Origin of the sequence: Serratia sp. Ser99, assembly GCF_024519545.1 — a bacterium.
In the GTDB taxonomy this organism is placed as follows: domain Bacteria; phylum Pseudomonadota; class Gammaproteobacteria; order Enterobacterales; family Enterobacteriaceae; genus Serratia; species Serratia liquefaciens.
Map to the genome: position 1 here is coordinate 467,868 of NZ_JALJRT010000001.1, position 25,785 is coordinate 493,652.

General features: G+C 56.9%; 19 protein-coding genes. 7 read left to right on the plus strand and 12 right to left on the minus strand.

Annotated features, from left to right (window positions below):
- Window positions 1-41 precede the first annotated feature (41 nt).
- The 3 genes from hcr to NR114_RS02295 form a co-directional block, all read right to left on the minus strand.
- The gene (gene hcr / locus NR114_RS02285; protein WP_234529629.1) at window positions 42-1,046 is read right to left on the minus strand and encodes an NADH oxidoreductase; all 1,005 of its coding nucleotides are present in this window, start codon (window positions 1,044-1,046) and stop codon (window positions 42-44) included.
- A 51-nt stretch (window positions 1,047-1,097) separates the two neighbouring features.
- Window positions 1,098-2,747, minus strand: coding sequence for a hydroxylamine reductase (gene hcp, locus NR114_RS02290; RefSeq protein WP_234529628.1), 1,650 nt, complete (start codon window positions 2,745-2,747; stop codon window positions 1,098-1,100).
- Window positions 2,748-2,921: 174 nt separating this feature from the next.
- Window positions 2,922-3,818, minus strand: coding sequence for a lysine exporter LysO family protein (locus tag NR114_RS02295; protein WP_048761828.1), 897 nt, complete (start codon window positions 3,816-3,818; stop codon window positions 2,922-2,924).
- A gap of 192 nt (window positions 3,819-4,010) precedes the next feature.
- Here NR114_RS02295 and NR114_RS02300 point away from each other — a divergent pair, with 192 nt between their 5' ends.
- On the plus strand, window positions 4,011-5,675 hold the full coding sequence (locus NR114_RS02300) for an ATP-dependent endonuclease (protein WP_020826101.1): 1,665 nt from the start codon (window positions 4,011-4,013) through the stop codon (window positions 5,673-5,675).
- Here the strand turns inward: NR114_RS02300 and NR114_RS02305 are convergent.
- On the minus strand, window positions 5,672-6,640 hold the full coding sequence (locus NR114_RS02305) for a VirK/YbjX family protein (protein WP_176983796.1): 969 nt from the start codon (window positions 6,638-6,640) through the stop codon (window positions 5,672-5,674). The genes NR114_RS02300 and NR114_RS02305 overlap by 4 nt on opposite strands.
- Before the next feature lie 192 nt (window positions 6,641-6,832).
- Here NR114_RS02305 and macA point away from each other — a divergent pair, with 192 nt between their 5' ends.
- Complete coding sequence (gene macA, locus NR114_RS02310; protein WP_232807774.1) at window positions 6,833-7,948, plus strand: macrolide transporter subunit MacA; 1,116 nt, start codon at window positions 6,833-6,835, stop codon at window positions 7,946-7,948.
- Complete coding sequence (gene macB, locus NR114_RS02315; RefSeq protein ID WP_122078097.1) at window positions 7,948-9,894, plus strand: macrolide ABC transporter ATP-binding protein/permease MacB; 1,947 nt, start codon at window positions 7,948-7,950, stop codon at window positions 9,892-9,894. The genes macA and macB overlap by 1 nt, the downstream gene beginning before the upstream one ends.
- Window positions 9,895-9,973: 79 nt before the next feature.
- Here the strand turns inward: macB and cspD are convergent, their stop codons facing one another.
- On the minus strand, window positions 9,974-10,195 hold the full coding sequence (gene cspD / locus NR114_RS02320; RefSeq protein WP_004942590.1) for a cold shock-like protein CspD: 222 nt from the start codon (window positions 10,193-10,195) through the stop codon (window positions 9,974-9,976).
- Between the two features lie 359 nt (window positions 10,196-10,554).
- Here cspD and clpS point away from each other — a divergent pair, with 359 nt between their 5' ends.
- Both clpS and clpA read left to right on the plus strand, forming a co-directional pair.
- Window positions 10,555-10,875, plus strand: a complete 321-nt coding sequence (clpS, locus tag NR114_RS02325) for an ATP-dependent Clp protease adapter ClpS (RefSeq protein WP_020826105.1) — start codon at window positions 10,555-10,557, stop codon at window positions 10,873-10,875.
- A gap of 27 nt (window positions 10,876-10,902) precedes the next feature.
- On the plus strand, window positions 10,903-13,182 hold the full coding sequence (clpA, locus tag NR114_RS02330; protein WP_020826106.1) for an ATP-dependent Clp protease ATP-binding subunit ClpA: 2,280 nt from the start codon (window positions 10,903-10,905) through the stop codon (window positions 13,180-13,182).
- Between the two features lie 202 nt (window positions 13,183-13,384).
- Here the strand turns inward: clpA and infA are convergent, their stop codons facing one another.
- The 7 genes from infA to trxB all read right to left on the minus strand — a co-directional run bounded on the left by infA (window position 13,385) and on the right by trxB (window position 20,804).
- Window positions 13,385-13,603 carry a translation initiation factor IF-1 gene (gene infA / locus NR114_RS02335; protein WP_002211347.1) on the minus strand — a complete coding sequence of 73 codons (219 nt, stop codon included), beginning with the start codon at window positions 13,601-13,603 and terminating at the stop codon, window positions 13,385-13,387.
- Window positions 13,604-13,709: 106 nt separating this feature from the next.
- Window positions 13,710-14,435, minus strand: coding sequence for a leucyl/phenylalanyl-tRNA--protein transferase (gene aat / locus NR114_RS02340; protein ID WP_020826107.1), 726 nt, complete (start codon window positions 14,433-14,435; stop codon window positions 13,710-13,712).
- A 30-nt stretch (window positions 14,436-14,465) separates the two neighbouring features.
- Complete coding sequence (cydC, locus tag NR114_RS02345; RefSeq protein ID WP_256813978.1) at window positions 14,466-16,202, minus strand: cysteine/glutathione ABC transporter ATP-binding protein/permease CydC; 1,737 nt, start codon at window positions 16,200-16,202, stop codon at window positions 14,466-14,468.
- 2 nt (window positions 16,203-16,204) lie between these two features.
- Window positions 16,205-17,971: a cysteine/glutathione ABC transporter permease/ATP-binding protein CydD gene (gene cydD / locus NR114_RS02350; protein WP_187962599.1), complete on the minus strand. Its 1,767-nt coding sequence runs from the start codon at window positions 17,969-17,971 to the stop codon at window positions 16,205-16,207.
- 176 nt (window positions 17,972-18,147) lie between these two features.
- Window positions 18,148-18,765 carry a glutathione transferase GstA gene (gene gstA, locus NR114_RS02355; protein ID WP_256813979.1) on the minus strand — a complete coding sequence of 206 codons (618 nt, stop codon included), beginning with the start codon at window positions 18,763-18,765 and terminating at the stop codon, window positions 18,148-18,150.
- Window positions 18,766-18,863: 98 nt separating this feature from the next.
- On the minus strand, window positions 18,864-19,751 hold the full coding sequence (locus tag NR114_RS02360) for a LysR family transcriptional regulator (protein ID WP_046374004.1): 888 nt from the start codon (window positions 19,749-19,751) through the stop codon (window positions 18,864-18,866).
- Window positions 19,752-19,832: 81 nt separating this feature from the next.
- Window positions 19,833-20,804 carry a thioredoxin-disulfide reductase gene (trxB, locus tag NR114_RS02365; RefSeq protein ID WP_197820466.1) on the minus strand — a complete coding sequence of 324 codons (972 nt, stop codon included), beginning with the start codon at window positions 20,802-20,804 and terminating at the stop codon, window positions 19,833-19,835.
- Between the two features lie 660 nt (window positions 20,805-21,464).
- Here trxB and lrp point away from each other — a divergent pair.
- The gene (gene lrp / locus NR114_RS02370; RefSeq protein ID WP_004928318.1) at window positions 21,465-21,959 is read left to right on the plus strand and encodes a leucine-responsive transcriptional regulator Lrp; all 495 of its coding nucleotides are present in this window, start codon (window positions 21,465-21,467) and stop codon (window positions 21,957-21,959) included.
- A 120-nt stretch (window positions 21,960-22,079) separates the two neighbouring features.
- Complete coding sequence (locus tag NR114_RS02375) at window positions 22,080-25,655, plus strand: DNA translocase FtsK 4TM domain-containing protein (protein WP_234529625.1); 3,576 nt, start codon at window positions 22,080-22,082, stop codon at window positions 25,653-25,655.
- Window positions 25,656-25,785: the final 130 nt, after the last annotated feature.

A 25,785-nucleotide genomic window follows, 5' to 3' on the forward strand; every position in this document is an offset into this window, starting at 1 on the left:
TGCCGATAAATGCCCCATCATTGGCGATGGGGCGGTAAGCGTCAGGCGAGGGTAACGTCGCCCTGCAGTTGGCAACTGCAGGCCAGCACATAGCCCTGGGCGATTTCAGCCGGTGTGAGCGTCATGCTGCTGGTGGTGGTGTAGTCGCCTTCGAGAATGCGCGTTTTGCACGAGCCGCATACCCCGGCGCGACAGGCCGCATTGACCGGCAATGCGTTGGCTTCCATCGCTGCCAGCAGCGTGCTGCCTACCGGGACGTGGTATTCGCCCAACGGCCGGGCGGAGCGCAGCATTAATGTTGCACCTTGCCCGCTATCGGTTTCCGCCGGGGTATGAAACTGTTCTTTATGGAAGCGGGAAGCCGGCACGCCAAGCTGCAGGCACAGTTGCTCCGCCTGGGCCATATAAGGCGCAGGACCGCAGGTCATCACCCTGCGTTCGGTGATATCCGGCGCGACCTGGCGCAGCACTTCGGCACTGATCCGCCCGCTGAGATACCCTGGCCGGATATCTTGTTCGGCCATCAGCGTCAGCCGCAGTTGCAGATGAGCGGCACAAAGCTCGCGCCACTGCTCGGCGAAAATGGTATCGGCAGGGGTGCGTACGTTAAAGATTACGGTGACATCACAGGCCGGACGATTGGCCACCAGCCAGCGACACATGGAGATGATTGGCGTGACGCCACAGCCGGCAGCCAACATCAGGTAGCTGTCGGCCGGGTGTTGTTCACAGCTGAACTCGCCTTGGGCGTCAGACAGCCACAGGGTGTTGCCGGGTTTAACCTCACGCGTCAGCCAACGGGAGCCGATGCCGTCCGGCAGGCAACGTACGCTGATGCTGAGAAAACGGCTTTGGCCGGGGGAAGAAGACAAGGTATAGGCGCGCAGCGTCTCTTCGCTATTGCGAATGCTGACCAGCGCAAACTGGCCGGCTTGATAAGGGTAAAAAACGTCGCAGATCAGGTTTAACGTCCAGACGTCGGCGGTTTCCTGTCGGATCGAATGGACCTGCATACGGTTAGGACAAAGTGGGCTGGGTTGGGTCATAGGGCACCTCAAAAGCAAAGGGGCCGGCATCTGCGGCCCCAAAAAACGGGATCAACCAAGCAGGGCGTGCAGGTCCTGCTCAACAGTAGTAATCGGACGCATGCCGAACTTGTCGTTGAGGATCGCCATCAGGTTATCGGTCAGGAAACCCGGTGCCGTCGGGCCGGTGACAATATTTTTCACCCCTAACGACAGCAGCGTCAGCAGGATGACGATCGCTTTCTGCTCAAACCAAGACAGGACCAGGCTGAGTGGCAGTTCGTTGACGGTACAACCGAGCGTATCGGCGAGTTTGACCGCCAGCATGATGGCAGAATAGGCGTCGTTGCACTGGCCGACATCCAGCAGGCGCGGCAAGCCTTCCAGGGTGCCGAAATCCAGCTTGTTGAAGCGGTATTTGCCGCAGGCCAACGTCATGATCAGGCAGTCTTGCGGGACGCTGCGGGCAAAATCGGTGAAATAGCTGCGTTCATCGCGGCTGCCGTCACAGCCTCCCACCAGGAAGACGTGACGCAGTTTCTTTTGCGCCACCAAATCGATCACCGTATCGGCAGCGTTGAGCAGCGTCTGACGGCCAAAGCCGACGGTGATCATATGTTCGATTTCGGTATACGGGAACCCCTTCATGCCTTGTGCCTGGGCGATCACCTGGGTGAAGTCATCCCCTTCCAGATGGTTGACGCCCGGCCAGCCGACGATGCTGCGCGTCCAGATGCGATCGCCGTAGTTGCCGACGTTAGGATCGATAATGCAGTTGGAGGTCATCACGATAGGACCGGGGAATTTGGCAAATTCGGTCTGCTGGTTCTGCCAGCCGCTGCCGTAGTTCCCCACCAGATGTTTGAATTTTTTCAGCTCCGGGTAGCCGTGTGCCGGCAACATTTCGCCGTGGGTATAGATGTTCACGTCCTGCCCCTCGGTTTGCTCGAGCAACATGCGCAGATCTTTCAGATCGTGACCGGAGATCAAAATGGCTTTACCCGCCACCGGACGGACGTTAACCGCGCTTGGTAGTGGATCGCCATAGGCCTGTGTCTCGCCGTGATCGAGAATGGCCATCACGTTGAAGTTCATCTTGCCGATGCCCATCGCGTTGTTGAGCAGGGTATCCACATCACGCGGCTGGGTGCCGAGCCAGGCCATAAAGGCGTGATAGTCGGCGTAAATCTGGTCGTCATATTGACCCAATACGTGGGCGTGCTCCATATAGGCCGCCGCGCCTTTCAGGCCGTACAGGCAGAGCATTCGCAGGCCGTGCACGTCGTCGCCGACCTCGGCTTTATCGGTATTCAGAGCGAACTGAGCCGCCTGTTGCAGCAGAGTAGGCATATCGTCACCGGCCAACTGCAACGTGGCTAGTGGATGATCGACGCTTACGCCGGCATCCAGCAGGCGGCAACGTGCCGCCAGTGATTCTCGCAGGGTGATAGTTTCGCGTGCATAACCGATGATGCGGTCAGAATCGAAGTTGACGTTGGTCAGGGTGGAGAAGAAGGCGCGCGGGGCAAAACTGTCGATATCATGATCGACGATCCCGAGAGCCCGTGCCTGCAGCGCCCAGGCTGACAGCCCTTGTAATGCCGCTACCAGCAGATCCTGCAGGTCCGAAGTTTCCTCCGTTTTACCACACATGCCCTGGGCATAAGAGCAGCCGTTGCCGGCCGGGGTACGAATGGTTTGTTCACATTGCACACAGAACATAATCGCTTCCTTTTTTAAAGTTGCATTTTAAATGCTTGTTTAAGAGCATAGATCGGCAACCGAGGCTTAAAAAGGTTTTTATGGTGTAACCAAAGGGAAGTTTGATTTAGCGCAATTTCGCTGTGCGGATGGGAATTATTACGCTTTCCGGGGGCGGTGCCCCCGGAAAAGAGGTCAGGAGAACAGGGCGATCAGTACCGGTGCCAGCAGGCTTAGCAGGAAGCCATGCACGATCGCCGGTGGCACCATTTCCAACCCGCCGCTGCGTTGCAATACCGGCAGGGTAAAGTCCATGGAGGTGGCACCGCACAGGCCCAGCGCAGAGGAACGGCTGCGTCGTACCAGGCTTGGGATCAGCATAATCGCCACCAGCTCGCGTGCCAGATCGTTAAAGAAGGCTGCGCTGCCCAATACCGGACCGTAGGCATCGGTGATCAGAATGCCGGAAAGCGAATACCAGCCAAAACCGGAGGCCATGGCCAGCCCGGCTTTGATCGGCAACCCCAGCAGCTGCGCTGCCAGCGCACCGCCGGCTAGCGCACTGACCGTCACCACCACGGCCACCATCATGCCGCGTCGGTTAAGCACGATTTGGCGCAGGGTCATGCCGCTGTTGCGCAATTGGATGCCGACCAGCAACAGCAGGAAAATTAACGCGTATTCGCTGCCTTTATTGGCAAACTGCAACCATTGCCACTGGGTCAGGCCGAGCAGGAAGCCGCCGAGTACCACACCGCAGAGTTTGAGCGATTCCAGCGCCATATGCAGGCGCGAGGGCAGCTTTTCCTGTTTATGGCTGTTCCGCCACGGCATTTTATGTTCCAGCAGCGCCAGCATCAGCAGGCTGGCAGCGAGAATGCACAGGAAGAACACCGAGGCATACTGGAAAATCAGCACCAGATTACTGCTCAGATCTTCCAAAAACGCCAGGCTGATACCCATGAAAAACAGGATCACGTAAACCATCCAGCTCAGCAGACGGTTAATGGTTTGCAGTAACGTTCTGCTGCGTAATGGAACCAGGTAACCGGCAATCAGCGGTAAGAGAATAATCAGCAGTCCTGAATACATGGTGAAGCTTGCGTCCTTTGTTTGGCAGGTGACGCCAGGATGACCGGCGAGGCCCCACACGCTAACCAAAACGGCGACCGGAGTAAAGCGGCAGATTTGACGTCGTCTTCTTGACCTGCAAGGGGTTTTTTGACCATGCTCAGAGAAGGTCACCCCATTAAGGACGGTGGCAGCGCGCACGGGAGGCGACAGATGTTCTTAGAGCGTATCGAGATTGCAGGTTTTCGCGGCATTAACCGGCTGTCGCTGATGTTGGACGACAACACGCTGCTGCTGGGTGAAAACGCCTGGGGTAAATCCAGCTTGTTGGACGCCTTGACCCTGCTGCTGGCGCCGGAGCAAAAGCTGTACCGTTTTGAAGGGCATGACTTTCATTTCCCCCCTGGCGAGGAAGAGGCCAAAGAACGGCATTTACAGGTGGTCTTTACCTTCTGTGAGAAAGACATCGGCCATGCTCATCTCCCCCGTTACCGCCACCTTTCGCCGCTGTGGGTCAAAGGCGAAGATAACCTCAACCGAATTTATTACCGCTGCGAAGGTGAACTGGCCGATGACGGCACGGTTTGTACCTGGCGCGGCTTCCTGGATGCCGACGGTAACGCGATGCAGTTGCATCATATTGAGCAACTGGCACATGCCATTATTCGCATCCATCCGGTATTGCGCCTGCGCGATGCGCGTTTCATCCGCCGTCTGCGGCCCAGCACGCTGAACGATGAAAACCCGGCTGACAATAAGGCCCTGTCCCAGCAGTTGGATCAATTGACGCGAGAATTGGTGCGCAACCCGCAAAAGCTGACTAACGCCGAGCTGCGGCAGGGGTTGGCAGCAATGCAGCAACTGCTGGAGCATTACTTTGCCGAGCAGGGTTCGCAGGTCTCCCGGCCGCGCCGGCAACGGTTGGATCAAGATCAGGATCAGCAGGCATGGCGCTCCCTGGACAGCATCAACCGTATGGTGGCAGAACCTAACAGCCGTAGCATGCGGCTTATCTTGCTGGGAATGTTTTCTACCCTGCTGCAGGCCAAGGGCAGCATCAAGCTGGATCCGCACGCCCGGCCGCTGCTGCTGGTGGAGGACCCGGAAACCCGTCTGCATCCGATTATGCTGTCGGTGGCCTGGGGGCTGCTTAACCAGTTGCCGTTGCAACGGATCACCACCACCAACTCCAGTGAACTGGTGTCGCTGGTGCCGGTAGAGCATGTTTGTCGGTTGGTGCGCGAGTCGGGACGCGTCGCCACTTACCGCCTGGGACCGCGTGGGCTGAGCCCGGAGGATGGGCGCCGCATTGCTTTTCATATTCGTTTTAATCGGCCATCTTCGCTGTTTGCCCGCTGCTGGTTGCTGGTGGAAGGCGAGACCGAGGTCTGGCTGTTGAGCGAGCTGGCGCGCCAGTGCGGATATCACTTTGAGGCAGAGGGCGTACGCGTGATCGAGTTCGCCCAATGCGGATTAAAACCTTTGCTGAAGTTCGCCCGTCGCATGGGCATTGAATGGCATGCTTTGGTGGACGGTGATGAAGCGGGGAAAAAGTACGCCAATACCGTACGCAGCATGTTGGATAACCACGACGATAACGAGCGTGACCGACTGACCGCGTTACCGGCACCGGATATGGAGCATTTTATGTTCCGCGAAGGCTTCAGCCCGGTCTACTACCGTGTGGCCTCGGTGCCGAAGAATACGCAGATGCCGGTGCGTAAGGTGATCCTCAAGGCAGTGCATCACTCCTCGAAACCCGATTTGGCGATCGAAGTAGCGATGCAAGCCGGCCAGTGGGGCACGGACTCGGTGCCGCCACTGCTGAAGAAAATGTTTTCGCGTGTGACCTGGCTGGCGCGTGGCCGCGCCGATTAGACCGAAGTAAAACGGGGCTGGGCACGAAAGTGCTCTGCCATTCCCAGTTCCAACTCGTCCAGCAGTTGATAGCGACGGCGGTATTCAGCGCGTTTCTTGCTGGCCACTTCTTCGATCGGTTTGCGGGTGATGCTCTTCGGCAATAAAAAATAGCCGCTTTCAAGCATCTGGCCGCCCATGGATACCCAAAACTGATCGTAATCGGCATGCAGCTTGTCTTTCTTTTTACTGTGATAACGCCAGTTCTGGTAGATATGGGTGGCGTTGCCGACCGCCACGATTTGCTGAATGCCCAAATGGTGGGCCAGAGCGCAAATCCCTTCCAGTGCCAGGCGTTTCGGGAACAATCCGTGACACTCCTTGGTGGCCTGCTGGATTTCAGCATGCGGTACCTGATGATTAGCTCCCTGTAACCCGCCGATAAACAGCGTCGGTTTCTGCTGATAGTGCATCAGCGAAAAGGTGATTTCCGCTAACATAATACCGTTGGCGTTGCGCAGCAGCAGGGTGGCTTCGCCTTCCTTGTTCAGGTTGTCGATGGCCGCCAGTTCGAGTGACACCGCGGCGCCACTCTTGCCTTCGGCGCTGGCGAGCACAAAAGGCTTTTTCAGATGACCGAGCAGCATTTTCATTGGCATGCGTTGGGTGCTGAGATCGTAGTGGTCGCGCAGGGCAAATAAGCACTCGATTTTACTCATGTTGGCCGCCAGATACGGACGATGCAGTTTGCACGGCAGATTGGGTTGCGCGTTCAGGATCTCATCCAGCAGGGGATTGGACGCCAGCGTGCTGAGCAGGCCGCTGGTGGTGCGCCAGCAAAATAACGAACGGCCGATAAACTTCAAGCGGAATGACGTTTTTTTCCAGGCTTTACTCGGCGTCTTTTCGCCATTGATCAGCGCCGTCATCAGTTGCCAGCTGTTAAGCGGACGTGCAGATACGAGTGGGTAGCTGAGCTGTGACATGATGAAATCCTTGACTGTATTGAATGGTGCTATTTCATCAAGGCTTCACTAAACGAGAGGTCAATGCCCAACTGTAACCAAGCGTGTCTCCACATTGTGTTGAGCTAAGGTTTAGTTATTCCGCACCGTGCGTGATAATTTAGCCCCGCTGCCGCTATTGGCAGTATGAATTGCAACAGGCAGGAACCTATTTTGACGTGGTTTAAAGGACACAAACGACGCTGGATAATCGCGCTGATCGTAGCGGCGGTAATCGCTGTGCCGGCGGTCTGGCACTTTGGGCACCCGACGCCAACCCAGTTTAAAACGGTGAAGGTCACCCTGGGCAGTCTGCAGCAAAACGTACTGGCGACCGGTCAGCTCGACGCGGTTCGCAAGGTGGACGTGGGTGCGCAGGTCAGCGGGCAGTTGGAAAGCCTGTACGTCGAAATTGGCGACCGGGTGAAGAAAGGCCAGTTGCTCGGCGTGATTGATCCGCAACAGGCGAAAAACAGCATCCGCGAGGGCGAAGCGACGCTGCGTGAGCTCCATGCCCAGTTACAGCAGGCGCAAGCGGAACAACAGCTGGCGGCGGTTACGCTGCAGCGCAATCAGGCTTTGGCCAAACTGCAAGCCGTCTCGCGTCAGGATCTGGATCAGGCCGCCACACAGCTGGCAGTGAAGAAGGCGCAGGTAGGCACCATTCATGCGCAAATCGCCAAAAACCAGGCCAGCCTGGACACGGCAAAAATCAATCTGGCTTTTACCCGCATTGAAGCGCCGATGGATGGCGACGTGGTGCAAATCACCACGCTTCAAGGCCAGACGGTGATCGCGGCGCAACAGGCGCCGAACATTTTGACGCTGGCAGATCTCAGCACCATGTTGGTAAAAGCCCAGGTGTCGGAAGCGGACGTCATCAGCCTGAAGCCGGGGCAAAAAGCCTGGTTTACCGTGCTGGGCGATCCTAATCGACGCTTTGATGGCGTGTTGAAAGATATCCAACCAACGCCGGAAAAGGTCAATAACGCTATCTTCTACTACGCGCGCTTTGAAGTGCCGAACCCCGAGGGGTTACTGCGTTTGCAAATGACGGCGCAGGTGCATATTCAACTGGCGGGGGTCAATCAGGCGCAAATTATCCCTTTGGCGGCCCTGGGCGATCAAATCGCGGATAACCGCTATCAGGTTTCGATCCTCAAGCAGGGCAAGGAGGAAAAGCGCGAAGTGGCGATTGGCCTGCGTAATAATATTGACGTGCAAATCCTCAGCGGACTGAATATCGGCGACGAAGTGATCGTCAGCCGCGGCGGCGCGGAGCCTCTCTGATGGCCGCATTGTTGGAACTGAGCGGCATCAGCCGTAGCTATCAGTCGGGCGATCAGACGGTGGCGGTGCTGAAGAACGTGAGCCTGAGCATCGAGGCCGGCGAAATGGTGGCCATTATGGGCGCCTCCGGCTCCGGTAAATCGACGCTGATGAATATTCTCGGCTGCCTGGATAAGCCCAGCGCCGGCGTGTATCGGGTGGCCGGTCAGGACGTGGCGACGCTCGATAGCGACGCGTTGGCACGGCTGCGGCGTGAACATTTCGGCTTTATTTTCCAGCGGTATCATTTGTTGCCGCATTTGAGCGCGGCGCATAACGTCGAAGTGCCTGCGGTATATGCCGGGCTGGGCAAGGCTGCACGACGTGAGCGTGCGGTGGCGCTGTTACAGCGCCTGGGGCTAAGCGAGCGCGTCAGTTACCGACCTAGCCAGCTTTCCGGCGGTCAGCAGCAGCGGGTCAGTATCGCTCGTGCGCTGATGAATGGCGGTCAGGTGATCCTGGCGGATGAACCGACAGGTGCCCTCGACAGCCATTCCGGTGAAGAGGTGATGACCATCCTCAAGCAGCTGCGCGAGCAGGGGCATACGGTGATTATCGTGACCCACGATCCGGCCGTGGCCAAGCAGGCTGAGCGGATCATTGAAATCCGCGACGGCGAAATCATTGCCGATTCACGCCCTGATGGGCAGAGCAACCCGAACGCCAAACCGTTGGAGATGGTTACGCCGGCGCCGTCCTGGCAGCAAACTATCGGACGTTTCCGCGAAGCCTTGGTGATGGCCTGGCGGGCAATGGCGGCAAGTAAGATGCGCACTGCGCTGACCATGCTCGGTATTATTATCGGCATCGCCTCGGTGGTTTCGATCCTGGTGATCGGCGATGCAGCCAAACAGATGGTGCTGGCAGATATCAAATCCATCGGCACCAATACGGTAGATATCTATCCCGGCAAGGACTTTGGTGACGACGATCCGACTTTCCGCCAGGCATTGAAGTACGACGATCTTGCCGCGTTGCGCGAGCAGCCTTACGTCAGCGCATTGTCGCCCAGCATCGCCAGCAGTATGCGGCTGCGGCTGGGTAACGTTGATGTTGCAGCCAACGTTAACGGCGTCAGCGAACAGTTTTTCCGCGTGTACGGCATGACCTTTACTGAGGGCGTCGGCATTGATCAACTGCAGGTGCAATCACAGTCGCAGACGGTGGTGATCGACGCCAACACCCAGCGCCGCCTGTTCCCGAATCAGAAAGAGGTGGTAGGCCGGGTGATCCTGGTGGGCAATATGCCGGCAACGGTGGTTGGGGTGGCAAAGGAAAAGCAATCTATGTTCGGCAGCAGCAAGACGCTGAACGTCTGGGTGCCCTACAGCACCATGGCCAATCGGCTGATGGGGAACGCCTATTTTGATTCGATTACCGTGCGCATTCGTGATGGTTACAACAGCCAGGAGGCGGAGCAACAGCTGACGCGCTTGCTGACGCTGCTCCACGGCAAGAAAGACGTCTTCACCTATAACATGGACAGCCTGGTGCAGACCGCAGAGAAAACCACGCGTACGCTGCAGCTGTTTTTGACGCTGGTGGCGGTGATTTCACTGGTGGTCGGCGGTATCGGCGTGATGAACATCATGCTGGTGTCGGTGACGGAGCGCACGCGTGAGATCGGCATCCGCATGGCGGTGGGGGCACGTTCCGGCGACGTACTACAGCAGTTTTTGATTGAAGCGGTGCTGGTGTGTCTGGTCGGCGGTGCTTTGGGGATTACGTTGTCCTTTGCCATCGGCCTGTTGGTGCAGTTGGTGTTGCCGGGTTGGCAAATCAGCTTCCCTCCGGCGGCCCTGTTGAGTGCGTTTGTCTGTTCCACCGCTATCGGCGTGGTGTTCGGTTATCTTCCGGCTCGCAGCGCGGCGCGGCTTAACCCGATTGACGCGCTGGCACGCGAATAATCAGCGAATAAAAAATGCCAGTCACACGGCGGCTGGCATTTTTTAGCGGGGTGTTTCAAACTGACTCTGTGGAAGCGCGTTAGGCCAGGGCCTCGCTTTCCAGTGGCACAATAAGACTCGCATGGTTCCCTTTTGGCCCTTGGTGCACATCAAAACTGACCTGCTGGCCGGCTTTGAGTGTCCGGTACCCATCCATCTTAATCGTAGAATAATGGGCGAATATGTCTTCGCCGCCGCCTTCAGGACAGATAAACCCAAACCCTTTGGCGTTGTTGAACCATTTAACAGTACCCGTCTCCATGCTTTTACATCCCTCGCAACGCTATTTTTAGGTGAGATGAATAACTGAATTCGCACCCGCCAGAAGCAGGTAGCAGATGAGCCTGAAAGTGGTTAAAACACCACCAGCTCACGAATTTACACTCTAGAGCAAATGATCATCACGTCAAGGGATCGGCTTTTGTCGGCAGGGAGCAGTTCATCAAAGTTTGAAGCAGGTAACGATCTTGACATTGTTTGGTAACAATTCGTCAGAGATTTTTGCGCACGTTCCAGTGCGGCGGGATGATGGCGAAGATGATAAAATAGTAATGATACCCCACTTTGAATAACCGGAACCTGTCCCCATATTAAAGGACAGAGCAGAGAAGATGAGCAGCGATGGGCAATAACAACGGTTGGCTAAATTTCGAACATTTGGCCGAGGAAAAACAAATCGATGCGGTAAAACCGCCGTCTATGTATAAAGTTATACTTAACAACGACGATTACACACCGATGGAATTTGTGATTGACGTTCTGCAAAAGTTCTTTTCTTATGATATTGAACGCGCAACGCAACTGATGCTCACGGTCCACTATCAAGGCAAGGCGATCTGCGGTGTCTTTACCGCCGAGGTGGCGGAAACCAAGGTCGTCCATGTGAACCGTTATGCGAGGGAGAACGAGCATCCGTTGCTTTGTACGCTAGAAAAAGCCTAGATTTAGGCAACTATTGGGGAGGTGCTTATGCTCAATCAAGAACTGGAACTCAGTCTCAACATGGCTTTCGCCAGAGCGCGTGAGCACAGACACGAGTTTATGACCGTGGAGCACCTGTTGCTGGCGTTACTCAGCAACCCTGCCGCGCGAGAAGCGCTAGAGGCATGTACGGTGGATCTGGCCGCGTTACGCCAGGAGCTGGAAGCCTTTATTGAACAAACCACGCCGACGCTGCCCGCCAGCGAAGAAGAGCGCGACACTCAGCCGACGCTCAGCTTCCAGCGCGTACTGCAGCGTGCGGTATTCCATGTGCAATCTTCCGGCCGCAGCGAAGTCAGCGGCGCCAACGTGCTGGTGGCGATTTTCAGCGAGCAGGAGTCGCAGGCGGCTTACCTGCTGCGCAAACACGACGTCAGCCGTCTCGACGTAGTGAACTTCATTTCACATGGCACACGTAAAGACGAACCGGGCCAAGCGCCGAATGCGGAAAACCCGGTGAATGAAGAGCAGTCCGGAGGGGAAGACCGTATGGAAAACTTCACCACCAACCTCAACCAGTTGGCACGGGTAGGCGGCATCGATCCTTTGATTGGCCGTGACCCTGAACTGGAGCGTGCTATTCAGGTACTGTGCCGTCGTCGCAAAAACAACCCGCTGCTGGTGGGGGAATCCGGCGTCGGTAAAACGGCGATTGCCGAAGGCCTGGCCTGGCGCATTGTGCAGGGCGACGTTCCGGAAGTGATGGCGGACTGCACGCTGTATTCATTGGATATCGGTTCATTGCTGGCCGGTACCAAATACCGTGGCGACTTCGAAAAACGTTTTAAAGCGCTGCTGAAACAGTTGGAACAGGATAAGAACAGCATTCTGTTTATCGATGAGATCCACACCATCATCGGCGCCGGTGCGGCTTCCGGTGGGCAGGTGGATGCCGCCAACCTGATTAAACCGCTGCTCTCCAGCGGCAAGATCCGGGTTATCGGTTCCACTACTTACCAGGAATTCAGCAACATTTTTGAAAAAGACCGTGCGCTGGCTCGTCGCTTCCAGAAAATCGACATTACCGAGCCGACGCCGGAAGAGACCATTCAGATCATCAACGGCCTGAAGACCAAGTACGAAGCGCACCACGACGTGCGTTATACCGCCAAAGCGGTGCGTGCGGCGGTCGAGCTGTCGGTGAAATACATCAACGACCGTCATTTGCCGGACAAGGCTATCGACGTGATTGACGAGGCGGGCGCCCGCAGCCGGTTAATGCCGGTAAGCAAACGCAAGAAAACCGTCAACGTGGCCGACATCGAATCTGTGGTGGCGCGTATTGCGCGTATCCCGGAGAAAACCGTGTCGGCGAGCGATCGCGACGTACTGAGAAGTCTGGGCGATCGTCTGAAAATGCTGGTATTCGGGCAGGATCAGGCGATTGAAGCGCTGACTGAAGCGATCAAGATGAGCCGTGCTGGTTTGGGGCACGATCGCAAGCCGGTCGGTTCCTTCCTGTTTGCCGGGCCTACCGGCGTCGGGAAAACCGAGGTGACGGTGCAGCTGGCGAAGGCGATGGATATTCAGCTGCTGCGTTTTGATATGTCCGAGTATATGGAACGTCATACCGTCAGCCGTCTGATTGGCGCGCCTCCGGGCTACGTCGGTTACGATCAGGGCGGTCTGTTGACCGACGCGGTGCTCAAGCATCCGCACTCGGTGGTGCTGCTGGATGAAATCGAGAAGGCGCATCCGGACGTGTTCAACCTGTTGTTGCAGGTTATGGACAACGGTACCCTGACCGATAACAACGGCCGCAAAGCGGACTTCCGCAACGTGATCCTGGTGATGACTACTAACGCCGGGGTACGTGAAACAGAACGTAAATCGATTGGTCTGGTGCAGCAGGACAACAGCACCGATGCGATGGAAGAGATCAAGAAAGTGTTCACGCCGGAATTCCGTAACCGTCTGGACAACATTCTTTGGTTCAACCATCTGTCGACCGAGGTGATCCAGCAGGTTGTCGATAAGTTTATCGTCGAACTGCAGGCCCAGCTGGATGCGAAGGGCGTGTCGTTGGAAGTGAGCGATGAAGCGCGTGACTGGCTGTCGGTGAAAGGCTATGACCGTGCAATGGGCGCTCGTCCGATGGCGCGTGTGATGCAGGAAAACCTGAAGAAACCGCTGGCCAACGAATTGCTGTTTGGTTCACTGGTGGACGGCGGTTCGGTGAAAGTCGAGCTGGACAAGGACAATCAGAAACTGACTTACCACTTCCTCAGCGCCTCGATGCGTAAAGCGGATGAAGGTGCGGTGCACTAAGGCCGGGTCAGATAAAGAAAAAGCGATGCTTCGGCATCGCTTTTTTTATGGGTGAATTTCACCACAACAGAAATGATTGAGCCCTCTCAGTTTACCTGCGCTCTCGCAACTCGATGTTGAACGTTGCTACGGGGGTAAACGGAAAGGGCTCCGGAGGCATTACATCCTCGGTGCCGCCATCGGCTGGCGACGAGTGAGCCGATTAACGGCTACGGAAGACAATGCGGCCTTTGCTCAGGTCGTACGGGGTCAGCTCTACAGTGACTTTGTCGCCCGTCAGGATGCGGATGTAGTTCTTACGCATTTTACCGGAGATATGTGCGGTTACCACGTGCCCGTTTTCCAATTCAACGCGGAACATGGTGTTCGGCAGCGTATCAAGAACGGTGCCCTGCATTTCAATATTGTCTTCTTTGGCCATCGAATCCTCTAGGTCTAACTACCTTAGTTTTTAACCGGCAAGATAATGCCGAAAAACCCACATTATGTAAAGAAGTGTCGGCGAACATTGCACCGTTTCCGCAAAATTAGTTTGTTGGGGAGGGTGGTTCAACCTGCTGTGGGGGTAACACTTGCGGTGCCCAACACTCTGGCGCTAATGGCTTGCGCTGAAGTTGGCTGAGCTGCTGCAAAAATTGTCTTCGGGGGATCTCTTTCGCTCCCAGCGTGGCAGTGTGAGCGTTAAGCACCTGACAGTCAATCAATTCTCCGCCATAAGCGGCAAAATGACGGCAAAAAGCCATCAAAGCGCATTTGGACGCGTTGGGGGTACGGCTAAACATGGATTCGCCGCAGAACAGGGCGCCCTGAGCCACGCCGTACATGCCCCCCACCAGCTTGTCATCCTGCCACACCTCTATCGAATGGGCGAAACCGAGGCGGTGCAGGTGCAGATAAGCGCGCTGCACCTCCGGGCCAATCCAGGTGCCTTCGTCTGGCCGATCGGCACAGGCGGCGATCACCGCCGCAAAGTCGTGATTCAGCGTGATGCGAAAGGGGTTGCTGCGCAAAAAGCGTTTCAGACTGCGGCTGATATGGCGTTCGGCAGGAAACAGCACTGCCCGTGGGTCGGGCGACCACCACAAAATGGCCTCCCCGGGGGAAAACCAGGGAAAAATGCCCCGTTCATAGGCGGCAAGCAGGCGAGGTGCCGTCAGGTCACCGCCGATAGCCAGCAAACCGTTAGGATCGCGCAGTGCGCCCTCAGGAGAGGGGAACACCAGCGACTGCGATGACAGCTTAACAATGCGCATATAAGGTCTCAGCGTCCTCTACAGGCCCTTTTACAGCGGTATACCGCTGATACGTTGACGGAACTGGGCATAACGCCCCTGCTGACGCATCAGGCCGAGGTGATCGCCTTGCTCAACGATGCGTCCACCGTCCATCACGCAAATCCGGTCAAGGTGTTCCAACCCATACAGACGGTGGGTCACCAGGATCAGCGTTTTTCCCTGGCAATGTCGGCGCAGCAGCGCCAGGATCTGCTGTTCAGTTTCGGCGTCCAGACCTTCGGTCGGCTCATCGAGCAACAACAGCGGCGCCTGATGCAACAATGCGCGAGCAATGCCCAGACGGCGCTGCTCGCCGCCGGAAAGCTGTCGGCCACCGTCTCCCAGCCAGGCGTTGAGCCCTTCGTTTTCCAGCAGCTTGTCCAACCCGACCTGCTGCAACACTTCGCGCAATTGTTCGTCGGTTGCCGTTGGGGCGGCGATGCGCAAGTTTTCGCGCAGCGTATCGCTAAAGATGTGCACTCGCTGACTGACGACGGTGGTCATCTGACGCAGCGTGGTTTCATCGTAAGCGGCCAAGGGATGGCCGTTGAGCAGCATCTGTCCGCTGTCGGCGTTCCAGGCGCGGGTGAGCAACTGCAGCAGGGTCGATTTACCGCACCCGGTGCGGCCGAGCAATGCAATATGTTCACCGGCGGTAATCTCCAGCGTGACGTCCTGCAACACCGGCTGCGGCTGGCCGGGATAGGTAAAGGTGACCTGTTGCAGACTTAGCATGGCACCGTTTTCGGCAGTTGGGCCATCGGCAGGGAAGGTCACTTCCGGTTGTCGATCGATGACCTGCTTCACCCGCGTGGCGGAAGCTATCACCTGTCCCAGATGCTGGAAGGCGCCGGCTACCGGCATCAAGGCTTCAAACGAAGCCAGGGCGGCAAACACGAACAACGCAATCAGCGCGCCGGGTTGGCTGTCGCCACCGATACCGGCAGCGGTGAGCCACAACATCAACGTCACGGTCAGGCCGCTGGCCAGGATCATCAAAGCCTGTGCCATGCCGCCCAACGAGGCTTGCTGCCACTGACGGCGCTGCCACTGTTTTTCAGTGGCATCCAGAGCCGCGCGGAAGTGATCCACGGCACCGAATACCACCAGCTCAGCCTGGCCTTGAAGCCAGGCGGTCAGATCGGTACGGTACTGGCCGCGCAGGGCGGTCAACTGGCCGCCAATCGGCTTGCCGGCACCATAAAATACCGGCGGCACCAGCAGCAACAGCAACAGCAGGATACCGCCCAGCGTCAGGGCCAGTGAAACGTCCAGCCAGCTCAGGCCGTAAGTCACCACGACAATCACCACGGCGGCGCTGACCAGCGGTGAAATTACCCGCAGATACAGATGATCCAGCGTATCGACATCCGCCACCAGTCGATTCAGCAGATCGGCCTGGCGGAAGCGGGCAATGCCTCCCGGCGACAGCGGCAGGATCTTTTTAAAGGTGAAAACACGCAGATGAGACAGCACGCGGAAGGTGGCGTCGTGGCTGACGACCCGTTCGGCATAGCGCCCGGCGGTGCGGAAAATGGCGGCACCACGCACGCCGGCCGCCGGCAGCATGTAGTTGAAGGTAAACAGGCCGGCCAGCCCGGCCAGGGCGGAGGCGGCGAGGAACCAACCGGACAGCGCCAACAGGCCGATACTGGCCAGTAGCGTAATGATGGCCAGAATTATGCCCAGACAAATCAGCAGGCTGTGACGACGGTACAGCGCCAGGAACGGCAGCAAAACGCGCATGATTATAGATCCCCGCGGCGGTGAGCGATCAGATTGGCAAACAGGCCCGGTTGGGCGCTCAGCGTGGCGTAATCGCCTTGCTGGACGATGTGTCCGCCTTCCATTACCCAAATCTGATCGTAATCTTCGGTATCTTCCAACTGGTGAGTCACCAGCAGCGTGGTTTGTTGATGCGAAGCTGCATTCAGCGCCTGCATGACTTGCCGCTCGCTGTGGGCGTCGAGACTTGCGGCCGGTTCATCCAACAGCAGCAAACGGCGCGGGCTGATCAACGCCCGGGCGACAGCCACACGTTGCGCTTGCCCGACGGACAGGCGCGCGGCGTTATCGCCGACTTCGGTATCCAGACCCAGCGGCAGATACGGCAGGATCTCGCCGACATAGGCGTCCTCCACGGCCTGTTGCAGTTGGGCTTCGCTGGCCTGCGGATTGCCCAACAGTATGTTGGCACGCAGCGTTTGCGCCGGTAGATGCGGATTTTGTCCTACCCAGCCGAGTTGCTGGCGCCAGCCTTCGGCGGCCAGTTCGCGCAGTTCGATACCATTAATCCGCAGCGAACCGCGATAGGGTAAAAACCCGAGCAGCAGGTTCAGCAACGAACTTTTCCCGGCACCACTTAACCCGACCAAGGCAATGCGCTGGTTGGCGGGCAGAGTGAAGCTCAGAGGCCCGGCCAGCAGCACGCCATTGGGCGACAGGATCTCCAGATCCTGCGCTTGCAGCTCCAGCGGCGCATCGGCATCCAGGATTTGTGTGCCATTACCCATTTGTTCGCCCTCGGCGCTGAGAAAGGTTTCCAGCGCTTCGGCGGCACCCACGGCTTGCGCCTTGGCGTGGTAGAAAGTCCCCAGGTCGCGCAACGGCTGGAAGAACTCCGGTGACAGGATCAGCACCAGGAAGCCGGCAAACAGCGTGACGCCGGTGCCATAACTGCCGAAATTAAGTTCGCCAAGGAACGAGAAGCCAAAATAGACCGCCACCACGGCGATAGAAATGGAGGCAAAGAACTCCAGCACCGCCGATGACAGGAAAGCCAGACGGAGCACCTCCATGGTGCGGCTACGGAAGTCTTCAGAAGATTTGGCAATCTGCTCGGTTTCCGCCTGCGCCCGATTGAATAAGCGCAGCGTGTCTAACCCACGCAGGCGGTCGAGGAAGTTACCACTCAGGCGTGCCAGCGCCACGAAGTTGCGTCGGTTGGCATCGGCGGCACCCATGCCGACCAGCGCCATAAACATGGGGATCAGCGGCGCGGTGGTCAACAGAATCAGACCGGCGGCCCAGTTGATCGGGAATACGGTGATCAGGATCAGCAGCGGGATAAACACCGCCAGATACATCTGCGGTAAATAACGGGAATAGTAGTCCTGCATATCCTCGATCTGTTCGACGATGATGCTGGCCCAACTGCCGGCCGGTTTTCCCTGGATCCAGGCGGGGCCGAGTTGTTGCAGTTTATCCAGCACCTGCTGGCGCATGCGCTGGCGGATCACTTGTCCGCAGATAAAGCCGACGCGTTCACGCAGCCAACTCAGCACGGCCCGCAGTGCGAAGGTGGCAGCCAACCAGATAAACGACGCAATCAACTGTTCACGTGGCGCCTGTTCGATAATCAGGGCGTGGAGCAGGGCGGCCAACAGCCATGCCTGAGCGACAATAAGCATGCCGCTGATTAGCCCCAACAACATGGAAAGGCGCAACCAACGCTGCGCCAGGGTGCTCTGAGTTTTGAGCCAACGGGTTAATTGCTGCTGTCTGGTTTTTTTCATCAGATATGAGTCTGCGTCGCCGGTGCCTATTGTTACAGGCAAGGTTAACGTACTGTTAAAAAAAGTGTTTGCCCCAACCTGAAGCGAACAAGTGAAGGCCAATGTTACCTCTTCACCCGGCAGACTGAAAATAATAAAGCGGTCAAATATCGCTATAACAGACCGCGACAGCAGGATTAGGGCACCGCTTGACTGGCTGCTTCCGCCGCCAGAGCGGTTTGCACGGATCTGCGCTGGCTAATCAGCGACATATAACGGGTTATCGATGGCCAGTATTTTAGGTCGATGGAAAACTGATCCATCCAGCGCAGTACGGTAAACAGATAGGCATCCGCGACGCTGAAAGTTTCTCCCAATAGAAACGCCGGTTCGTCCAGCGTCTGAGCAACAAAATCGAGGCGGCGTCGCAGCTTGTCGCGAAACAGCATTTTGACCTCTTCCGGCAGGGTTGAGTTGAACAGCGGGCTGGATCCCGCGTGGATCTCGCAGGTAATGAAGTTCAGCCACTCCTGCAAGCGCACCCGTTCGAAGGTCGAGTTTGGTGGGGCCAGACCGGCCTCAGGGCGCATATCCGCCAGATACTGCACGATGGCAGTGCCTTCGGTGATCACCTGTCCGTCGTCCAGCATCAGCGCGGCGACGTAACCTTTGGGATTAACCCGATAAAAGTCTCCGCCGTCGGCGCTGCGCTTGGTGCGGTTATTGACGCGGATCAGTTCGAACGGCAAATCCAATTCCCGCAGCACGATATGTGGCGAGAGGGAGCAGGTATCGGGCGCAAAATAGAGTTTCATCGACATATTCCTGAGGCAAAAAGCGACATCGCTTGGCCGTCAGAATGCCGTCGGCGCCGCCGGCAGAAAAATTAGAATCTCAGAAACCCGGTATCAGCTCAGCTACTGACGGGCAACGGCAAATGATCCTGTAGAAAGTGCAACAGAGTTTGCACTGGTGCGGAGCTTGCACCGGCGAATGAACAAACCAGGCCAAAATGGCGATAAAGTGGCGCGCTCAGCGGCAGGGCGCAAATGCCTGGCGTATCGGCCGGTATCACCGATGCGGGCACCAGCGATACGCCGATCCCTTCACGTACCAGCGTCAGCGCGGTGTTCCAGTCACTGACGGTAACGCGGACATCCGTCAGCGCCAAACCTGCCTGCTGCGCCAGCAACTGAGCATTGAGCTGGCAACCTCCGGTAGCCAAGACAAACGGCTGTTTGACCAGTTCATTGAAATCTATCGGCTGGCGGTTTCTGGCAAGCTTATGAGCAGTGGCCGTCACGGCAAGCCATAGGTCTTTTCCCAGCGGGTGGCTTTGCCGTTCCGGTTTCGGATTCAACACTATGCCCACGTCGGCAGCTTCCAATGCCAGCCAGTTTTCGACCTCCAGATCGGTACCTTCCAACTGCACCAGTTCAATGGCGGGAAAGCGGCGGTGAAATTTGCGTAGCAACGGGGGTAACAACAGCGCAAATGCTGAAGGGAAACTGGCAAGGCGTATTTTGCCGGCGTGCGAGCTTTGCGCCTGCTGCGCGCAGTGTTGGATTGCATTGAGTTCGGCCAGCATGGTGCGGGCATGGCTGACAATCTGTTCACCACTTTGTGTTAGCGCAACGCTGTGCGGCAGCCGAACCAACAACGGAGTGTTCAACGCCTCTTCCAACTGAGCGATAGCCTGACTGGCGCCAGACTGTGTCATGCCGCATTGACTTGCCGCCAGGGTGATCTTGCCGCTGTCGGCTACGGCAACCAACAGACGCCAGTGGAGAAGATTCTGCATCGAAGACCCGCCTGATGGTGTTTGAGATACAAAAAAAAGCGGCTAATAAATAGCCGCTTTTCAGGATGACAGTCTGTGCCGTTACAGAACTTCTGCGTCGGCAATACCGTCCAGATAACGCTCTGCGTCCAGCGCAGCCATACAACCGGTTCCGGCGGAAGTGATCGCCTGGCGGTAGATGTGGTCCATCACGTCGCCAGCGGCGAATACGCCCGGAATGGTGGTTTGGGTGGCATTGCCGTGAATGCCGGACTGCACCTTGATATAGCCGTTTTCCAGCTCCAACTGGCCACCGAAAATGCTGGTGTTCGGGCTGTGGCCGATGGCGATAAACACGCCGGCCAGCGCCAGTTCACGCGTTTCATTTTCCGCTTTAGTGCTGCGAATGCGTACGCCGGTAACGCCCATTTCGTCACCCAGAACTTCGTCCAGAGTGTGGTCGGTGTGCAGCACGATATTGCCGTTTTTCACTTTCTCCATCAGCCGGTTGATCAGGATCTTCTCTGAACGGAAGCTGTCGCGACGGTGGATCAGGTGAACTTCGGCCGCGATATTGGACAGATACAGCGCTTCTTCTACCGCGGTATTGCCACCGCCTACAACGGCGACTTTCTGATTACGGTAGAAGAAACCGTCGCAGGTAGCGCAGGCGGAAACGCCTTTGCCTTTGAAGGCTTCTTCTGTCGGCAGGCCAAGATAGCGGGCTGATGCGCCGGTGGCGATAATCAGCGCATCACAGGTGTATTCGCCACTGTCGCCAAACAGACGGAATGGACGGTTCTGCAGATCAACGCTGGTGATATGGTCAAACACGATCTCGGTCTGGAATTTTTCTGCATGCTCACGCATACGATCCATCAGCGCCGGACCAGTCAGGTCTTCGGCATCACCCGGCCAGTTTTCCACTTCGGTGGTGGTGGTCAGCTGACCCCCTTGTTCCATACCGGTAATCAGCACCGGGCTCAGGTTGGCGCGCGCTGCGTAAACCGCGGCGGTGTAGCCAGCCGGGCCGGAGCCCAGAATCAATAATTTGCTGTGTTTAGCCGTGCCCATGAATAACCTCTTTTCCCACAATGGCGGACAATGGATACGATTGTAGGGAAAATGCGGCATTAAAAAAAGCGTCAGGGGATGTTGTTAACGATTTGTTTGATAGTCATTGCCTATTAATTATTGTTTTGCTGCTTAAGCGAGCGCAAAACGCAGCAATTTAACTTATGGAAGCCGCTTGCGGGCGTTTGGCACTCAAACGGCCGGAAACAGCACATTAAGCGGGTTTAAGTGCCTTGCCCACGGCGTTTTTAAGCCAGCGATTCATAACTAAAAACGGGGTGCTAACTTTTCATGACGGTACGTTCTTCTGATTTTGCTTCTTTTACTTTGACAATCCGCTGCGCATTTGCGAAAACATCATAGGAAGAAGAAATTATCCTCCCACCTGCAGTAAATCGTACGTATTTGCGGCGTTGGCGCAGGATTTTGCGCCGTTGCCGGATCTGCGTGCGGCAGGGGAGGAACATCGCGCAAGCGGATGGCACCTTTCTTCTTGCTTAAAACACCTTGTGCAGGGTTTGACAGACAGGCTGCACAGCGGTGAATGATGGTAGTGAAGCATATGACAGGCATCGGGTCTTCGCTTGGAACGAGCCCTTACACATTGACGTTGGCTAGGGTGTGGCAAGTGCAGGGAAGAAAATAAGAGAGACAATAATAATGGCAGACAATAAGAAACGCCCGGGTAAAGATCTCGATCGTATCGACCGCAACATCCTCAACGAACTGCAAAAGGATGGGCGTATTTCGAACGTTGAACTTTCGAAGCGCGTGGGGTTATCCCCAACCCCATGTTTAGAACGCGTGCGCCGCCTCGAGCGCCAGGGTTTTATTCATGGTTATACCGCGTTGCTCAACCCGCATTATCTGGATGCGTCCCTGTTGGTCTTCGTGGAAATCACGCTGAACCGCGGTGCGCCGGATGTGTTTGAGCAATTCAACTCAGCAGTTCAGAAGCTTGAAGAAATTCAGGAGTGTCATCTGGTGTCCGGTGATTTCGACTATCTGTTGAAAACCCGCGTGCCGGATATGTCCGCTTACCGTAAGTTGCTTGGCGAAACCTTGCTGCGTCTGCCGGGGGTTAACGACACCCGTACGTACGTGGTAATGGAAGAAGTGAAACAGAGCAACCGTCTGGTTATCAAAACACGGTAGGGTGCAGGTGCAAAACCTGATTAAATTGGTTACACTCCTGTTTATCCATACAGTTTCAGCGCCGGGGAAGCTTCTCGGCGCTGTTGCTATGTCAGCTAACAGGAACCTGGAGAGCCTTTCTTGAGCCAGGAATATACAGAAGATAAAGAAGTTACCTTGAGAAAACTCAGCAGCGGTCGCCGTTTGCTCGAAGCTGTGTTGATTGTGGTAGCCATATTTGCCATTTACCTCATGGCTGCCTTGGTCAGTTTCAATCCCTCTGACCCAAGCTGGTCGCAGACCGCGTGGCATGAGCCTATTCATAATCTGGGCGGTGGCGTCGGGGCCTGGTTGGCCGACACGCTGTTCTTCACCTTCGGGGTACTCGCCTATGCGATACCGCCGATCATGCTGGTGTTGTGCTGGGCGGCTTATCGTCAGCGCGGCAGCGGCGAATACATCGATTACTTTGCGCTTTCACTGCGCCTGATCGGCACATTGGCGCTGGTGCTCACTTCGTGTGGCCTGGCGGCACTGAACGTCGACGATCTCTATTACTTTGCCTCCGGCGGCGTTATCGGCAGTTTGCTGAGCAACGCCATGCTCCCCTGGTTCAACGGCATCGGCGCAACCTTGGCGCTGCTTTGCGTTTGGGCGGCGGGCCTTACGCTGTTCACCGGCTGGTCATGGCTGGTGATTGCCGAGAGGATCGGCGGCGTGGTGCTGGGGACGGCCACCTTTATGACCAACCGTTCGCGCCGTGACGATCGTTATCACGACGATGACGACCGTTACGTCGAAGATCAGCCAGAATCGGCAGAGAAAGGAGCAGCGCTTGCTGCGGCCTCGACGGCGGCTGTGGCCAACGCGGCGGAAGACGACGTCTTGTTCTCAGCGCCTTCGGTGACGGAAACCGCCAAAATTGCGGCGGAAGAGGCTGAGGATCCGTTGCTCAGCGGCCTGCGGGCGAATGACGACGAAGATGCCGATGTCGCGCCTGTCGCGCCAGCGGTGGCTCGTGAAGCTGTTACCGCAGCCCCGGTTGTGGCACAGGCGCCGTCGGTTACGGTAGCTCCAACGGCTCCGGCCTCGGTGAACCAGAGTCCGATGAGTACGCCAGCGGAAAACAGTGCTCCACCGCTGTATTCATTTGAAATTCCTGAAGAGACGCCGACGCCGAAGGTAACGCGTCCGGCCGATCCTTACCAGGATGATGACGAACCGCGTATGGGGAACTGGGACGCGCCTGCAGCATCACCGTCGCACGATCGTTCTCCGTTTGATTTCTCCGCCGCTCAACGCGATAGCGCTGACGTCAGTGCTCCGGCCGGTTTCAGTGCCGGTGAGCCTGCAGTGCCATCGTTCGGCAGCGTGAAACCTCAGGCGCAGGCTGCAGCAACGGCAGCTGCCGGCGCTGTTGCCGCCAATACCTTTATGCCGGCCTTTACGGCCACCAGCGACGCTAACTCGCAGGTCAAACAAGGCCTGGGGCCTGAGTTGCCGCGTCCGAATCCGGTGCGCATCCCAACCCGACGTGAACTGGCTTCTTACGGCATCAAACTGCCTTCGCAGCGAATGGCCGAACAGGAACAGCGTAACCGTGGGGACGACGAGCCATTGCCGAATGCCAATGCTCTTCCATCAGATCAAGACGATGAAGCTTTGCAGGAAGCGGCGCTGCGTCAGGCGTTTGCCGAGCAGCAAAACCAACGTTATGGCGAGGAGTACGCGCAGGATAACCAGGATGATGAGGCTGCTCTGCAAGAGGCCGAACTGCGTCAGGCGTTTGCCGAACAGCAGAATCAGCGCTATGGGCAGCAAGAGGCTGCACCTTCGGTACAGCCAACTACGCCAGTAGATACTCGTAATGCGTTCGGCTTCTCGCCGATGGATGATTTGGTTGACGATGGCCCGGTTGAGCCACTGTTCACCCTGTCGCCACAGCTTGAAGATCGCATTGAGCAACAAAGCGAACGCGAGGATGATGTGCCTTTCGGCCAGTTTGAGCCAGCCGCGCCGGCTTATGCGCCGCCAACGCAACCTCAGACTCCGCCGGCGCAAGCTTATCAGCCCGCTCAACCTGCTTATCAGCAACCGGCAGCGCAACAGCAACCACCGGCCTATCAGCAGCCTGTAGCGCAACCGGCGCCGACGGCCCCGCAGCAGCCGGCAATGGACAGCCTGATCCACCCGTTCCTGATGCGCAACGATATGCCGTTGCAAAAACCGACCACGCCTCTACCGACGCTTGATCTGCTGACCGAAGCGCCGAAAGAGGTTGAGCCGGTGGATTCCTTCGCGTTGGAACAGAAGGCGCGTTTGGTGGAGGCCAGCCTGGCCGATTATCGGGTGAAAGCCGACGTGGTAGACATTTTGCCAGGCCCGGTCATTACCCGTTTCGAACTGGATCTGGCGCCGGGCGTTAAAGCAGCGCGTATTTCCAACCTGTCGCGTGACCTGGCGCGTTCACTGTCAACTTCCGCGGTGCGTGTGGTTGAAGTGATCCCCGGCAAGCCCTACGTCGGCCTGGAGTTGCCTAACGTTAAACGTCAGACGGTCTATCTTCGAGAAGTGTTGGATTGCCCGGCATTCCGCGATAATCCATCGCCGTTGGCGATCGTTCTGGGTAAAGACATCTCCGGCGAGCCGGTGGTGGCCGACTTGGCGAAAATGCCACACCTGCTGGTGGCGGGGACCACCGGTTCCGGTAAATCGGTTGGGGTCAATGCCATGATCCTGAGCATTCTGTATAAGGCCACGCCGAAAGAAGTGCGCTTTATCATGATTGACCCGAAAATGCTGGAGCTGTCGGTCTATGAAGGTATTCCACACCTGCTGACGGACGTGGTTACCGACATGAAAGACGCCGCCAATGCCTTGCGTTGGTGCGTCGCCGAGATGGAGCGTCGCTACAAGCTGATGTCTGCGCTCGGCGTGCGTAACCTGGCAGGTTACAACGAACGTGTCGATCAGGCCGAGGCGATGGGACGTCCAATCCCGGATCCGTTCTGGAAACCGACCGACAGCATGGACATCACGCCGCCGGTTCTGGAGAAAGAGCCTTACATCGTGGTGATGGTCGACGAGTTCGCTGACCTGATCATGACGGTTGGTAAAAAGGTTGAGGAGCTGATTGCTCGTCTGGCGCAGAAAGCGCGTGCGGCGGGTATCCATCTGGTGCTGGCAACACAGCGTCCTTCGGTGGATGTGATCACCGGCCTGATCAAGGCCAATATCCCGACCCGTATCGCCTTTACCGTGTCGAGCAAGATTGACTCGCGCACTATCCTCGATCAGGGCGGTGCTGAATCGCTGCTGGGGATGGGCGACATGTTGTATCTGGCCCCTAACTCCTCCATTCCGGTCCGTGTACATGGTGCATTTGTGCGCGATCAGGAAGTGCATGCGGTAGTTAAGGATTGGAAAGCGCGTGAGCGACCTCAATATAAAGAGGGTATCCTCAACGGCGGTGACGACGGTGAGGGTGGTGCTGGTGGCGGTCTGGAAGGTGATGAAGAGCTGGATCCGCTGTTTGACCAGGCGGTGGAGTTTGTGGTGGATAAACGCCGCGCCTCCATTTCCGGCGTACAGCGTCAGTTCCGTATCGGCTATAACCGTGCCGCGCGCATCATCGAACAGATGGAAGCGCAGGGCATCGTCAGCGAGCAGGGGCACAACGGCAACCGCGAGGTGCTGGCACCGCCACGGCATGACTAAGAAGCTTTAGTCGTTGTTATTTAATAATAAAGGGCCGCTTAGCGGCCCTTTAGACTGATGACAAACACCCGAAAAACGTGGTTTTCGGATGTTTGGGATAAACCTGAAGACATAATCCTTTGTTTTATTG

Coding starts and splice junctions, on each gene's coding strand:
- clpA (WP_020826106.1), top strand. CDS start 10,903: ATGCTCAATCAAGAACTGGAACTCAGTCTCAACATGGCTTTCGCCAGA.
- hcp (WP_234529628.1), bottom strand. CDS start 2,747: ATGTTCTGTGTGCAATGTGAACAAACCATTCGTACCCCGGCCGGCAAC.
- lrp (WP_004928318.1), top strand. CDS start 21,465: ATGGCAGACAATAAGAAACGCCCGGGTAAAGATCTCGATCGTATCGAC.
- NR114_RS02295 (WP_048761828.1), bottom strand. CDS start 3,818: ATGTATTCAGGACTGCTGATTATTCTCTTACCGCTGATTGCCGGTTAC.
- macB (WP_122078097.1), top strand. CDS start 7,948: ATGGCCGCATTGTTGGAACTGAGCGGCATCAGCCGTAGCTATCAGTCG.
- cydD (WP_187962599.1), bottom strand. CDS start 17,971: ATGAAAAAAACCAGACAGCAGCAATTAACCCGTTGGCTCAAAACTCAG.
- clpS (WP_020826105.1), top strand. CDS start 10,555: ATGGGCAATAACAACGGTTGGCTAAATTTCGAACATTTGGCCGAGGAA.
- cspD (WP_004942590.1), bottom strand. CDS start 10,195: ATGGAGACGGGTACTGTTAAATGGTTCAACAACGCCAAAGGGTTTGGG.
- aat (WP_020826107.1), bottom strand. CDS start 14,435: ATGCGCATTGTTAAGCTGTCATCGCAGTCGCTGGTGTTCCCCTCTCCT.
- NR114_RS02360 (WP_046374004.1), bottom strand. CDS start 19,751: ATGCAGAATCTTCTCCACTGGCGTCTGTTGGTTGCCGTAGCCGACAGC.
- NR114_RS02305 (WP_176983796.1), bottom strand. CDS start 6,640: ATGTCACAGCTCAGCTACCCACTCGTATCTGCACGTCCGCTTAACAGC.
- infA (WP_002211347.1), bottom strand. CDS start 13,603: ATGGCCAAAGAAGACAATATTGAAATGCAGGGCACCGTTCTTGATACG.
- NR114_RS02300 (WP_020826101.1), top strand. CDS start 4,011: ATGTTCTTAGAGCGTATCGAGATTGCAGGTTTTCGCGGCATTAACCGG.
- gstA (WP_256813979.1), bottom strand. CDS start 18,765: ATGAAACTCTATTTTGCGCCCGATACCTGCTCCCTCTCGCCACATATC.
- hcr (WP_234529629.1), bottom strand. CDS start 1,046: ATGACCCAACCCAGCCCACTTTGTCCTAACCGTATGCAGGTCCATTCG.
- cydC (WP_256813978.1), bottom strand. CDS start 16,202: ATGCGCGTTTTGCTGCCGTTCCTGGCGCTGTACCGTCGTCACAGCCTG.
- trxB (WP_197820466.1), bottom strand. CDS start 20,804: ATGGGCACGGCTAAACACAGCAAATTATTGATTCTGGGCTCCGGCCCG.